Source organism: Paenibacillus sp. FSL R10-2734, assembly GCF_037963865.1.
Classification (GTDB): Bacteria; Bacillota; Bacilli; order Paenibacillales; family Paenibacillaceae; genus Paenibacillus_AQ.
Genome location: NZ_CP150170.1, coordinates 1,375,186 through 1,389,401, shown reverse-complemented (window position 1 = coordinate 1,389,401; position 14,216 = coordinate 1,375,186). Strand labels below are relative to the sequence as shown.

Here is a 14,216-nt window from a genome sequence, read left to right as displayed (position 1 = left end):
TCCATCAACATATTATTTTGTATGTTCCTAAATTAAATCGTCGCTGATGAGGAAGCAGTTGCTTGGTCAGCTTTTACACAATCAATTGCAACAACGAACGCAATCATGATTGCCTCCATCTCCTCATTAAATATTTGAACCTTGTAGCTATCGCCCCAAGTAAACCACTCCTTGTTCACTTTACCTATGACTACACCACGCTGCAAGACCTGAAAATCCATGTCCCACCAGTTACCATGTACCTCAATGTCAGCCGCATCAATCGTATATCGTGCTTTAAAGAAAGAAAACTCCTTCTTAATCGTTAGCACCTCTCGACCATTGACCTCAACAAAAAACTTCGGTAAAAAACTAAATACCTTCTTCGTAATAAGTGCGATTTCATCTCTTGTTGTATTCATAATGGAGAACGTCTTTGGTATTTGCATAAAACTGCCCTCTACATAATAGACATCCTGCTCCTGCTGATTCTTTACCGTAAATTTACCACTTAGACTGAATACCTTCTGCTTTATATAAAGTTGCTTCATTCCAATGCCCCCCTTCGATATAAGCATATTATTAAAGCGCAGATTTCATCATAGACATTAATAGTGATAGCCACCTAACCAAGAACTACCTTTCGTTAGCCCTCTCTTTATTGAACTATCATTTCCCGTTAGTTGAACGAATGATTGTCAAGACTAAGGTGACAACTTCTACGTACTTACCCAGTACTTCCGAAATCAGTTCTCGGGATCATGTACTTTAGTCACCCATCCGTGTTTTCAATGGTTCTAAAACTTCCGTTTATGATACGGAAGACCCTCGCCTTCTTCGCAATACTGTTTAAGACTGTACAAAAAAATAGCCCAGTTATAATTACATACGCGATAAAATGCGGTCACATCCTCCCAATTCATCTGACGAAAAATGATTGAAGTCTTCCCGTTTTTTTCCTTCATATCAAAAGAGATTGTCGTACCTATCCATTCTGGATCTGAATCAACACACTGCCACAAAATCTTTTTATCGGGAACAAGCTCATCAACTCGCATCTTTGTTAAGCCTTCGCCGCCGAATCGGAACTCATTTATACAACCGATCTGATCATTGACTATTAGTTCATTTGTCCATATTTCTGAAAGTCCTTTTGCAGTGGTTAATGCCTCATATACCGTTGAAGCTGGAACATTCACTGTCTGAAAGTGCTCGATATTTGCCATATTGCTCATCCCCCTTTTTTATAAGGATTTAAATTTATGTAATTATTTGTATACGAATATTATACCATGGTACGGTTCATGTGATTTCTTTTCGATTGCTCATTTTTGAAAAAAAACACATTAGGGAAGGTTGTTTAACTATGCTGCCCTTTAGTTGAACAAAGGATTACCTCTCTGTAGCCCTCTCATTATTGAACTATAGTTCCCCGTCAGTTCAATCATATCAAATCTGAGATAAACATTGGTGTAGCTCCATCCTCTGTATTAAAGCCAAATTTATTATAGAAATCCACTGCATGAGGATAAGAAATTAATACTTTTGTTTTACACCCTTTATATCTATCAAGCATTATATTCATCATTTCCTTACCTATACCTATACTCTGATAACTCGGATTAATAAGCATATAATGAAAATATACCGTTAAAACACCATCTGACAAAGCATTTATTAAACCGACAAGCTTCCCTCCTTCCCAAGCGGTAACAATTGAATGAGACCCTCCGATTGCTTGTAAAAGCTCGTTTGGATACTTGCCAGACTCCCATTCTACCGAAAGAAATAACTCTTGGAGTGCATCCTTAGTGATATCCTCTTTGCTTGAAGCGTAATAAATGCTCACCCCTATGCCTTCCCTTCATAAAACTAACTACGGCACAACATCTGTTTTAAACTCCCATATTTCGATGGTTTTGCAATCCTTACGAAGCCATAAAATAATACCGACAAAGCAATTTCGGATTTATCAAAGTGAATAATCACTTTATTCACCTCAATATACTATTAAAAATATGTATAGAAAATAGATTAACTGAAGTGGAATTTGTATTTATTTACATTAGAGAATTCATGAGAATACTTCTTTTACTTAAGCATACTAATCCGTTAATCTTCCCGTTAGTTGAACAAATAAAAAATAGCTGCCGAAACAACCGCCATTCCACTAATGTGACACGTTAGCTTAATCGACATTACGCACCGAGTCCGATGGACTTTGCCTTGCAGAGTTGTCTGCTGATTACGCTTCACCGAAAACCCTTAGCAGACCAAGGAGCGTAAGCTCAGCAGTGGGAAGACAGTCTTATAAGATGTCGGCAGCTTCTTCGACTATTCTTTCAAAATCTTCTCTTACTGACTATGATTTATTAAATGAGCAATTTCTTTAACTCTCCCCATTGTAATTCCTTCTTTTTGTTCAACTGCAAGTGGATGATTCGTTTGTTCTAATTCTATTAACGGAACAGCACCAACTTCTTGTGTATGTACCATTGTCTTTAACGATAATGTAGTTATTGGATATATTGAAAGTTCAGTCGATAACCAACCAAAATAAGGTTTTTCAGTTTCCCTTCCTTCTACGTGCAATAATTCATTAGATTTCAAAAAGTTTTCTTCGCTAAGAGAAACCCAAACACTCCATATAAATTTCTCATTACTATCAATTATGGGTATTTCAATATGTCCTCTAATAAAAAAATGCTGTTCATCAATTACACAAAAATCTCTAATTAATTCTGTTCTTTTCTCTTCTGGTACAGTGTAAAAATAATATGGTGCTTCACTTCCGTAACATAAAGGAAGCTCACTTAATTCGTTGTTACAGTGAGGGCATTTCATGTTTTCTGCTCCTTATAGTTTCTCGCTGATTTCTTATAACGTCTTATTCGCGAAATTACTGAGTTATCCTGCCCTTTACTTCAATAAAAACGGCAGCTGATCCTCTGATCGGCTGCCTTCTTGTTGCATTGAACTATCGTGTTCCGTTAGCTTAACGCCGTTGCCTAGTCCAGAACATTATTCTCATATAACTTTGAAAGGTTTCTGTGTAATGCTGGTTCACAATGATCCGAAAGTCCAAACAAAAAGCTACCGAATTTTAAGCTGGTAGCTTTGAGGATCGCTGACGGTCTATGCATCACTAATCTCCGATCTCCAATCTCCGATATACGTGTCTACTTTACTTTATTTAATAAGCTTGTCACCATTCTACTCAATGTCCCTTGATCGACGAAAGGAGCAAGGCTTGCCAGCAGATCTGGGCTAAGATGTTCAGCTTCGACTCCACCAATCAAATTCTCGAGATTTTCCCTGCCCAGAAAAGGTGCGAGGCTTATGATCGTGTTCGCATCGATGGTGTCATCTGCAACCCGGTCTACCAAGGAGCTTAACGTTTCTCTGCTAATAAAGGGTGCCAGCCCTTGAATGGAATGCCAGCTCAAGCTGCCCTCTTCTGCTTGTTGTACCAACCGATCTACATGTTCGCTTTCAAGAAACGGGGCAATTTCAACAAGTTTGTGCACTTCTAAGGAACCGTCCATCGATTTATCTACCAGTCGGCTTAATGTGTCGCTGCTGACGAACGGAGCGAGTCCAGTAATGGCATTCCATACAATTTCGACCTCTTCTACCTGACGAACCAGTTCATCCAATGTACCTGTTCCAAGGAACGGAGCCAGCCGCATGATCACGTCTAACTTAAGGACACTGCTGTCTAATCCTTCTGTAACCTTATGCAGAGCGCTTGCCTTTACAAACGGCGCTACTTCTACAAGCTCTTCCACCTCCACCTCACCGGTATTGACCATCTTTGCAACTTGTTCCGGCCTGTTCTCTGCGATCTCCTCTACGATCGTTCCTAGGTGCGGGTGCTCCCGATTTTCTGCATTGTCTCCTGCATTTAAAATGTCGTCTACCGTTTTGCCGAATAACCTCGCAAACTGCGGAAGCGTTCCGATATCCGGTAGCGAGTCGCCCCGTTCCCATTTCGATACCGCTTGATGACTTACATTCAGTTGATCGGCAAGTTCCAATTGGGTCAGATCCTGATCTTTGCGAAGCTTCGAAATATAAGCTCCAATTTTACGCAAGTCGAGCATTGTATACCTCCAATAAAACAAAATGTACAGTGCGCACTGTCGAAAACAGCATAGCATTTTCGCAAACGCAATCCTATCAATCGATGGTTGAATTGTCACATGCACTTTATTCAACTGCCGGTAGAATTGTCCAGATTGAAAATCAATCATTTCCTTTATCCTGCTCGTTAGCTTAACAATCTCAGTCGCAAGTCTAAAAGGATGCATTTCTTAATTTAAGAGCTTGTTCGAAAATATAAGATACATTAGTGAAGGACAATCCTATAATAAAATGGAGTTACATATTAGTTATCTAATACGTAACTCCATTTATTATCATTAGCTTCTATTATAAGAATCTCAAGCAATGGTCTCCATCAAGAACTCGATCACTGGGTAAGAGATCATATGCCGATCACGGTAAATCGAGGTAATAGCATCTGGCTGTGTGCTAAGGATACCCTTTTGTAAAATGGCCGCTTGAAAGCCTCTTTCTTGTGCACCGTTAATAGTAAAGGTTACACAATGTTCTGCGGCGAAGCCCGCAATAATAACGAACTCAACGCCATGTTCACGTAGCAGCTGCTCCAAATCCGTTTTCCAAAAAGCATTAGAGAATTCTTTTGCCAGACAGATGTCATTGGGTTCTACTGTAATTTCCGAAATAACACTTCTTGCTTCTGGATCCGTGTCCTCATTCGCCCCTTCCATGTCTTGTATATGGACGACGATTTGGTCTTTGGCACGTAGTAACCCAGACACATGATTAATGTATTCACAAGCCCCACTTACATTTAACTTCTCCATATGATCGTGTAAGAAAAGGTTTTGCATATCAATAATTAGAAATCCAATTTTTATTTTGAACTACCCCTCTCAGAATAAATATAGCTAGTTTCTATACTAATCTGGATGTAGATTCAGCTCAAGGGAATGAATGAATTAGACTATTTTGTACAATAGCATCATACGTAATTCCATTTCTCTCCATTCAATTCGTTGTTAATGCCCACCCCAGCTAATGAGCCCATAGAAGCGGCAATAATCGCTTGATGAAGATGTGTCGTTGCATCACCGGCACTATAAACACCAGGAACGTTCGTTTTACCGAGATTATCGACGATGACTGTTCCAGCTTCTGTGATTTCACAACCGATGGCTTGAGGCATATCTGATCCGATCGTAAGCTTCGGTCTGAAAAATATCCCCCTACATAGGATACTAGTACCATCCTTCAGAACAACTTGCTCCACCATACCGTCATTAGATTCGATCAACTGAATCGGTGAAGTAAAGACAGGAATGTTATGTTGTTGAAGTTCCTCGCGCTGTGCATCCGTTAAGTCATCAGATCCATTAGTACATATGGTAATGTTATTCGTCCATCCTGATATCACTTGGGCCATATGCGTTGCATCGGCTCCCTTAACAATTACGACAAGCGGCTGATCTCTTAGCTCCCATCCATCACAATAGGGGCAGATAAAGGCGCTTTTACCATATACATCTGAGAGCCCCTTAATATCCATCGGGAGGTCCTTCATTCCTATGCTAAAGAGCAGCTTTTTACTTTGATAAGTCTGACCCTGAACCGTCGTAATTTGAAAATCACCATCAGTTCCCGTAATCGATATAGCGGTATCATCCGCAAAAGCAACGGATGGATAGGCACTAATCTGCTCCTTTGCAATCCTCCTAAATTCACTTGGACTTATTGAATCTCTGGTAAGAAAGCCATGCGTTTCTCGAGTAACCCTATTACGTGCGCGTCCTTCATCAATAACAACCACACTTTTTCTTGCCCTACCTAGTACAAGAGCAGCATTTAGACCTGCCGGTCCTCCACCTATAATTACACAATCATGAGTCATCCTGATTCTCCCTTTCGGTTTTCAATTTACATTAAAGACATTAAAGACTCTCGTTATCTCTTATCATACCAAAAAAAGAACGGATCTTACTCCGTCATTAGTGTTGTTACCAGATCCGCAATTTTCTTGTTCCTAGATATAAGGAATATTTGATTAAATTTTTCAATTAAAGACTTCGTGAATCTATAATAACTTCAATAAATTTAAAAGGCAAGGATTTATTCTATTTTAACCGAGCACTGCAACTTAATCTGAAAGCGTCAAATACGTTAATCGAAGTTGCACACAGGTTCATCCAGCATAACATTATAGCTCCACAATCGCTTTAATAACCTTAGATTCTGGGTCTACTTTCCACCGAACATTTAAACTACTAACGAGCTCAACTCCATCCGCATATCGAGAGTCTGCAAAATAGCTCGGGCACCTGTATTTCTGCCCTGCCAATAATGGAATTGGCAGGGCAAAGAAATATGTTATTCGTACACTCTAATTTCTATTACTTCAGCACGAGAACTACCATTCGTTTGCTCCACGACTAGGCGTAGCTGTGTGCAATTTACTTGCTTCGGAAACTGATGTACACGTTTCCGCATACGATTATTAGTGATTTGGCATATTACCTCCCAACCATGCTCAGTCATAGCCTCGATCCGATAATCCTTCACCAGCTCAGGAATAACATCAAATGGTGTACGGTGACGGTGCAAATTAATTAAATCTTCATTCACATCATCATTAAAAATAATATGCACCTGCTGTACAGCCACCTCTTTTTCCCAGCTTAGCTCAAGCCACGCCTTACCATTTAGAGCCTGCTCAGTAGTAGTATTTGGATCAATAGTATTTGCAGCCAGCACTTCCGACACCCATATTTGTGGTCCGCCATAAGGACGTCTGTACCCATTAATCACTTTCTCTGCTGCAAAAGAAGCTGTCGCTGCATGAACTCGGAAGCAGTACGGATTACGGTTTATCCCCTTCATGCTCCATTCTGAAACAGGTTGAGCTGGCTGCACTGCAAGCGTTGGATCTACTATTGGTGTATCCTTTTGCTTCACGAAAGCTAATACGCCTGTCACCGGGGTTTCTGCCTGATAAATAGCAAGTGCATCATTTGCCTTCAACACAATAAAACCATTTTGGCTCACTTCCGGATGCCAGCTTAAAGGAATCGTTACCCATTGGCGTTCGCCGCTGCTCACAGTAACCGTAGCAGTGGTGATAAGCCCAGCCGGAACATAATTTTCTGCAAGCCCTGTATGGTATAACTCCGCCTCTAAAATAGTCTCTCGCTTACAATCAAGCAAAATTTCAATGCTGTCCATACCTGGATCTATCGGAATCAACAAGCCAGCATCTGTTGTCAGTTCTCTGTTCGTACCTACATCGATCGTTTGCAATTGCTTCATTTCACTGGACGCTCTTACTTTCGCTGTACGTGCAATGTCCAGATTATCCTGATTGCGTAATCCTAATACCGCTGCATCCTGACGCAGCAATACCTGCTGCAACTCCCCAATCGCCTGTTCAGCCAGTTGTCTCGGCTCCATCTGCTTCTCGATACAAAGCGCTGCCGCTGTCCCAGCTGCCTCGCCGATGACACCACAGGTAGCCATAACACGTGTAGTACCGAAGGCTACATGAGAAGCACTAATATTGCGGCCAGCCATCAACATATTCGTTACGTTGACGGAGTATAAACTACCAAAGGGGATATGATAGATGCCATCGGAATGCAAATGCTTGGAGCCATCCTCCTCCGCATATACACCTTTAGAAGGATGCAGATCAATGGACCATCCACCAAACGCAATACGATCATCAAATTGACGTTGCTCCAGAATATCATTCTGATTCAGCATATAATTGCCCACAAAGCGTCGATATTCCCGTTTTCCAGGCACTGAGCCAACCCATTCTAGCATCATATCATCACTATCGAATTGACCAGAATTTTTAATATAATCCCATATACCGTATATAACCGCCCATAGCTCATCGCGAATTTCTTCATTATCATAAACGGCATCTTTCTCGCCGCCCCATTCAATCCACCAATAGAAACAGCCATTATCACCGCTTTTAATGACCCTACGCAACGGAATCGACGTTTTCGTAATATCTTTAGCGAAGCTAGGCGGCACAAATTTTACCGAACGTCCCATGCTTTTCGTATAGAACAGCAACGTACTTCCCAGCGTAATTTCATCCGCAACTTCCGGTGCCCAATCCTCCTGAAACTCTGATCTCGCCTCCCGGCCAATACGATATTGAGCACCCGCCAAAAAACCGATCAACCCATCCCCCGTACAATCTATGAAAACATCACTTTCAAACGTGATTTTACGCTCTGACCCCATCATCCATCCTGTTACCGTGCGAATCGTTCTCCGTTCTGCATCCCCGTCAGCCTCTACTTCATGAACATCCGTATTCAAAAATAATTCAATATTAGGTTCCGCACGCACCATTTCGAGCAATACCAAATCCCAATAGTACGGGTTGCCTTCCGGATTCGTATACTGATTCTCCAAAAACATCTCACCCATAATCCCATTTTCTCGGGCATAGCGATGAACGCCGTGACTCGTTGCACCAACTACCCACACTCGCACTTCACTGCTGGAATTACCGCCAAGAACAGGACGATTTTGAATAAGAGCAACCGATTTCCCAAGTCTGGCAGCAGCAATTGCCGCATTTATTCCTGCTAATCCGCCTCCAATCACAGTTATATCTGTCCGTTTCCGTTCTAATCTCATCGATAACCCTCCTATGAATTAAACATAATTTCATGATACAATGATATATAATCGTTTAAAATGCAGTATTTTTATTTTATCCATACACTTATTTTCACGAAAAGGTGAGCCAATATGAAGATTAAAAATTACACTTTTTGGAAAAATAAAGAACAATTTTTATTAACCGAGGATATCTACCCGTTTTGGGTATTCTTCGCCGTTCAAAAAGGCTCTTTTCATTATCGAATAGGTAACGAAGAAGGGATTGCTAACGAAGGCTCCGTCATCTCCTGCCCTCCAGGCACTCCATTTTATAGACAAGTTATTCAACCAGTAACCTTTCACTTTATACAATGTGATTTCGATGAAACAGACCTGCTTCACGTAAAAGGCATCCCCTTAGAAGGAGGTAAGCAGTCCGTTACAGACAAACAGCGCTGTGTGGATACACTAACCCGGCTGTCACAGGCGCACAGCGATCGTTTAAAAGCTCATTTAATATTTGATTTATTATTTGTTTGTCTAACCAATCATCAGGCTGAACCGCGCCATCAGACACAGGATCCGCTTATGAATCAAGCGTATGCACTCATTCGCAAGCAAGCCTGTCAGCTTTCTTTTCAGCTCAAGAATATTGCTGCACAGCTTTCACTCTCACCCGTACAATTTACACGTCGTTTTCAAAGTGCTTATCAACAGACACCGATCTCCTTCGTCACAACGCTGCGAATCGAGCAAGCTAAACAGCTGCTTACCGATACACACTACACACTTGACAAAATTGCTGAAAACTGTGGTTATGACAACAGCTATTATTTGAGCAGAATGTTTAAGAAAACAACAAAAATGAGCCCTTCTGAATACAGAAAGACTCATTTGCTATAGTGCTTATTTAAAAGACTTAATTTATAGCTTAGAAACTATCCTTTCCAACGCCTTATCCATTATTTTAACATCCGTATTTTTCATTCTATTTTGAACCAACTCTTCATATTTCTCATCTATCATCTGGATTATAATTTGCTCTTTCACAGTATCAAAATCCTGAAATCCTCTTTCTTTAACCGCTATCCCTTTCATGATTGTCAACCTATTATTCTCGTCTATAATCCCGCTAATCTCGCCAGCTTTTATTTTTTTTGCTTCAACAAGCAATTTTGGATTTAATTCATAATCCGTTTTGGCTGAATCTTCATTAAAGGTCTGTGTTTCAATCAAGATATCTTTATTGGCTTTTTTTATTTTTTCAAGGACGTTATCCTTTGGGTCCCCTCCACGCAGTTTCTTCATAATCTCGTCTGCTTGCTCCGTTTTGCTCATACTTATTTTTTCTACTTGAATATGATAGGGGTTCATAAAATAATCCTCTTTCATATGTTCATACGCTTCTCTTAAATCATTTTCTTGAATAGTAAACCTTTCTTTCTCCAGTATTCTTTTAAGCTTATTTACATTGGTACTAAAGACGTGGGAGTAATATTGATAATCGCTGTATTGTTCGGGTCCGTATATGACCTCCTTTTTCTCAACTGCTATTTTCCTCCTATTGTTTTCCTTCTGTAACTCATTTGAAAAAAATTCATAAGTCGCGTCCGTGATCACGCCATACTCTTTCATTAAAATTTGCTCGGATTTTATTCTGACCAGTTCCTCTAACACCAAATTCGCCGCATATTCTATTGGTTTTTCATCGCCGTAGACATTAGACCAAAAACCTTTATAATCTTTCACGCCATATGTATTGGAAAAGTAATTGTAGGTCTTGGCGGCATAATTATAGTTTAAAATCATTAAAAATTCAGAGGATTGAATGGGCTCGCCGTTGATCGTTGCTACGGTTTCAATATCTTCACGATCATTTGTGAAGAACGAGGACATGAGAATTAATCCAATGACTGTCGTTAACCCTAATACTGCCACGATTAACTTTTTCACCAAAAGTCCCCCTTCTATTATGAGAAATAAAAACAAGAGGATGATATCCAATCAACCTCTTGTTTTAGTTGCGATAATTAATTCATCAACTTCAAATATTGCAGAGCTTGTTTTAAAAGTACCGCCGCTTCCACACGTGTTGCAGCAGCTTGCGGAGCAAAGGTTGTTGCGGTCTTCCCGCTTATTAACCCTTCATGTACGGCCTCAGCTACAGCATCGCGTGCATAACTCGACAGCTGATCTTGATCCACGAACGGAACATCGCCATAGACTCCTTTAATCGAACTGCCGTTAAAAAAATGTACAGCATTCATCATCATGACGACCATTTGTTCTCTCGTAACCAGCAGATCAGGGTTGAATTTACCTAAACCTGCGCCTTGAACCAAACCGTATTGAGCAGCTATATTCACTTCAGCAGCATACCACTCTGAATCCGCAACATCTGTAAATACATTTGACACCGTCTCAGAGGTCAAACCCAATCCCCTTACAAGAAGAGCTGCAAACTGCGCACGTGTAACTGGTTGATCCGGTGAGTAATAGCGGTCTGTTGTGCCCTTGATAATCAATTTCGCCGCCAACCGTTCTACATCACTCTTCGCCCAATGACCGATCATATCCTCAAATGTTTTCTTGCTTTGAACAATAGTGTACATACCGCTCGTATTACTCATGATCATTACTTCCGTTTGACCATTCTTCACGGTGACAAACGATGGAACAAATTTCAATTGTCCAGTAATGGAATCATAAGATACCGCAGTAGCTTGGGAAATATCCTTAATAGTTCCATTTACTTTTATTATGCGTGTAACATAGCTATCTCCGAAACTACGTATCTCTGCTACTTTACCTCCAGCTTCAAGCATAACCTTGAAATCAATCAAACTGCTTAATTGTTCTAATCCCTGAGCCTCAACAGCTTGTTCTAACTGCTGAGTTACTGATGTCTTACTCTTATTCATGCGGACAATTAAGGTTGCTTCACTAGAAGCGGCTGCATCCTTAATATCCTTATGCTGTAATAAAGCAAGCGGCAATTCAAACGAACCCAAGTGACTACGTATGCTCAATATGGTTTTCGAGTTCACTTTAAAGCTGTTATACAAAGTGGATAATGGTAGTTTAACAGCAATTGACGAATGATCTCCTGGAATCTGGATTGCAAGCATTGGGTTCTCCTTGGCTTGTAGAACAGCTAGCTTCTGAGCTAGTCGAGTACTATCCATTACCACAGATACGGCTTGACCCCCATCTTGTAAAGACTCTTTCCGGAGCTCTGTTTCTTTCGGAAAATAAAGAGAAGCATCTTCACTTAATGGCGTGGTAGTTATAATGACAGATCCGGTATTGCCACCTGAACCCGAATTTCCATTTCCTACGCCCCCTGCGCCAGGATCAGGCTTAACACTATATTCAAACGCGCCAATATCCGGCTGTTTATGATACAATGGATTACCCCAGAAATCCTTGCCTCCGTTGTTCTCGATAACAAGACCAGCGTTAATTGCTGGCGAATCTGTCTGCAGCTTGTAACCACTAAGTTTATTAGGATCATTAAAATCGATCAGACTGTTGCCGGAACCCGGATTAACTAGCTTGGGATCGGAGAAAATTGAATTTACAACCGTAATGTCCGCGGCTTCTGTTGGAACCGGAGCATTCATTCCATAAAAAATATTAGAGTCAAAATCTAAATTTTCTACTTTTGGAATGTCGTATCCGCCACTTCCTAAATTGTAAAAGATGTTATTTTTAAAACTTGCCGACTTCGGAATCCCAAAGTAATTATTAACTCGAAGTAATTTTGCACTCGATAAACTATCTAAATAGAAGGTATTATTGTAAAATTGCGCATTCGTAAGATCACCTGATAATTCAACCACATTTTTTTTATCATTTTGACTGATATTGTACCTTACAATCGTAGAGTCATTATAACTTCCACCCACATTAATTATAAGAATGAAACCTCCGCCATTATCATGACTATAATTGTATTGAAAAATATTCCGATTGCTATTGAAATCACTGTCAAAACCGTTGGCATCCGCGTTATTCGGAAGACGTACGGTGTTATACGATTCATTATATTGAATGACTGCATCGTCCACATACCAAGTCCAGATTGCAGCGTTTGGTTTGTTAGATCTTGCGGAGGTTTCTTTGGCAATATTGTATTCTACCAAAGGTTCCTTGCTCGTTTTGGCTACAATCCCATCTCCGCCGATATCTTCGACAAAATTATTTCGGATTACTAACCCTGTACTAAATGTACCTTCGGGGCTTCTAAGAATAATACCCGATCGGTCTACGTTCTTTACGGTATTTTTTTCGATCAGAATATCATTGAATTTGGAGTCGTCTTTACTAGAAACGTAGTAAAATATACCAACTCCTTTATGTGGATGTGTATTATCCCCTTTAATATTATGAATATAGCAATCTTTAATATAAATATGGTTTGCTGTTCCGTAATCATTAAGCTCGATGAAAATCCCATATCTTATATCTGCAATCGGTGCATCATTTACAATTTCTAAATTGCTTATTTCCCAATATTGCTCATTAATGATGTGGACTACACCTTCATTTACGATACCATTCCCATCAATAATTGGTTTATTGCCTGTTCCATACGAATCAATAATAATCGGATTGCCATCGCTGCCGGATCCCTTCGGCTTAAGTTGTCCTTGCCAATAACTACCGCGGTTAAGCAATATCTTTGTTCCAGGCTGATAAATGTGGGAGTTAAGTTTATCAAGGGTTTTCCAGGGGGAACCTGCACTCGTTCCATCATTTACATCATTTCCATTAATGGAATCGACGTAATAAGTATCTGCAGGAATAACCGTTTTAGGCGGTTCAGGAGTAGAAATATCATTGACGAATTTAACCGCATCGGCACGGGTGTAAATCTTATTTAATTCACTTGGTTCACCATATATGATGACATGCCCCTCTGTTCCAGCAGCAAATGAAAATTTACCTAAACTAACCCAACCTGATTCGCCTGTCGTCCAGTCTTGATATACAGTATCTGTAACGGTATCATGGACAACTTCAATTTTGACATTGCTGTTACCAGCGCTTGCATTAAAAATCTTATAAATAGATACCTCATATTCTCCAGCATCTACTATATTGGGTGTCCATTTGGCTGTGCCATCCCCGACATTTGAATATCTTGTAGAACTGCCCCCATATCCTTTATTAGAGCTTTCCAACCATTTTCCTGTTTCCGAGTACCCCGGATCCCCATAATCAATAACGATTTCTGCAGCATAACTAACCGCAGTAAACGCAAAAAATAAAACAGTGCACATCGCAAGTTGTAATACTAATTTTTTTAACATAATAGTAAAAACTCCCTTCAATCGATTTCTGCTTGATTTTCACGTCTAGATTATGGTTATTTATGCAACACTTTTTCATTTCATTTTTTTATTCACCTCCTTTAGGATCAAGGTTTATCTATATATGTTAGCGCTTTCTAATTACGTGTTCGGCATTGATCTTATCAATAATTCAGTTCGATAATAAGTAACAAAATTAATGATTACCAGTAACAAATTTCTCTTCTGAAGCAGCAACCC

The 14,216-nt window shown here is 40.1% G+C and carries 11 protein-coding genes; 1 reads left to right on the top strand and 10 read right to left on the bottom strand.

From position 1 onward, the window contains the following. Positions 1-32: 32 nt before the first annotated feature. The 8 genes from NSS67_RS06240 to NSS67_RS06205 form a co-directional block, all read right to left on the bottom strand. A complete protein-coding gene (locus tag NSS67_RS06240) occupies positions 33-530 on the bottom strand; it encodes an LURP-one-related family protein (protein WP_339318765.1) in 498 nt (165 codons plus the stop codon). Positions 531-776: 246 nt separating this feature from the next. After that, positions 777-1,205 carry an SRPBCC domain-containing protein gene (locus tag NSS67_RS06235; RefSeq protein ID WP_339318764.1) on the bottom strand — a complete coding sequence of 143 codons (429 nt, stop codon included), beginning with the start codon at positions 1,203-1,205 and terminating at the stop codon, positions 777-779. A 218-nt stretch (positions 1,206-1,423) separates the two neighbouring features. Beyond that, positions 1,424-1,828: a GNAT family N-acetyltransferase gene (locus NSS67_RS06230; protein ID WP_339318763.1), complete on the bottom strand. Its 405-nt coding sequence runs from the start codon at positions 1,826-1,828 to the stop codon at positions 1,424-1,426. Positions 1,829-2,334: 506 nt separating this feature from the next. Further along, positions 2,335-2,823 carry a DUF2199 domain-containing protein gene (locus NSS67_RS06225; protein ID WP_339318762.1) on the bottom strand — a complete coding sequence of 163 codons (489 nt, stop codon included), beginning with the start codon at positions 2,821-2,823 and terminating at the stop codon, positions 2,335-2,337. 335 nt (positions 2,824-3,158) lie between these two features. Further along, a complete protein-coding gene (locus tag NSS67_RS06220; protein WP_339318761.1) occupies positions 3,159-4,082 on the bottom strand; it encodes a helix-turn-helix transcriptional regulator in 924 nt (307 codons plus the stop codon). Between the two features lie 339 nt (positions 4,083-4,421). After that, the gene (locus NSS67_RS06215; protein ID WP_339320512.1) at positions 4,422-4,901 is read right to left on the bottom strand and encodes an isochorismatase family protein; all 480 of its coding nucleotides are present in this window, start codon (positions 4,899-4,901) and stop codon (positions 4,422-4,424) included. 125 nt (positions 4,902-5,026) lie between these two features. Continuing rightward, entirely contained in the window at positions 5,027-5,932 is a 906-nt protein-coding gene (locus NSS67_RS06210; protein ID WP_339318760.1) for an NAD(P)/FAD-dependent oxidoreductase, read from the bottom strand. A 476-nt stretch (positions 5,933-6,408) separates the two neighbouring features. Further along, positions 6,409-8,697: an FAD-dependent oxidoreductase gene (locus NSS67_RS06205; protein WP_339318759.1), complete on the bottom strand. Its 2,289-nt coding sequence runs from the start codon at positions 8,695-8,697 to the stop codon at positions 6,409-6,411. 114 nt (positions 8,698-8,811) lie between these two features. Between NSS67_RS06205 and NSS67_RS06200 the strand changes: the two genes are divergently transcribed. Next, the gene (locus tag NSS67_RS06200; protein ID WP_339318758.1) at positions 8,812-9,564 is read left to right on the top strand and encodes a helix-turn-helix transcriptional regulator; all 753 of its coding nucleotides are present in this window, start codon (positions 8,812-8,814) and stop codon (positions 9,562-9,564) included. Positions 9,565-9,585: 21 nt separating this feature from the next. On the opposite strand, the gene NSS67_RS06195 is transcribed toward NSS67_RS06200, so the two are convergent. Beyond that, positions 9,586-10,614, bottom strand: a complete 1,029-nt coding sequence (locus NSS67_RS06195; protein WP_339318757.1) for a peptidylprolyl isomerase — start codon at positions 10,612-10,614, stop codon at positions 9,586-9,588. Between the two features lie 77 nt (positions 10,615-10,691). Next, on the bottom strand, positions 10,692-13,976 hold the full coding sequence (locus NSS67_RS06190) for an S-layer homology domain-containing protein (protein ID WP_339318756.1): 3,285 nt from the start codon (positions 13,974-13,976) through the stop codon (positions 10,692-10,694). Between the last annotated feature and the right edge of the window lie 240 nt (positions 13,977-14,216).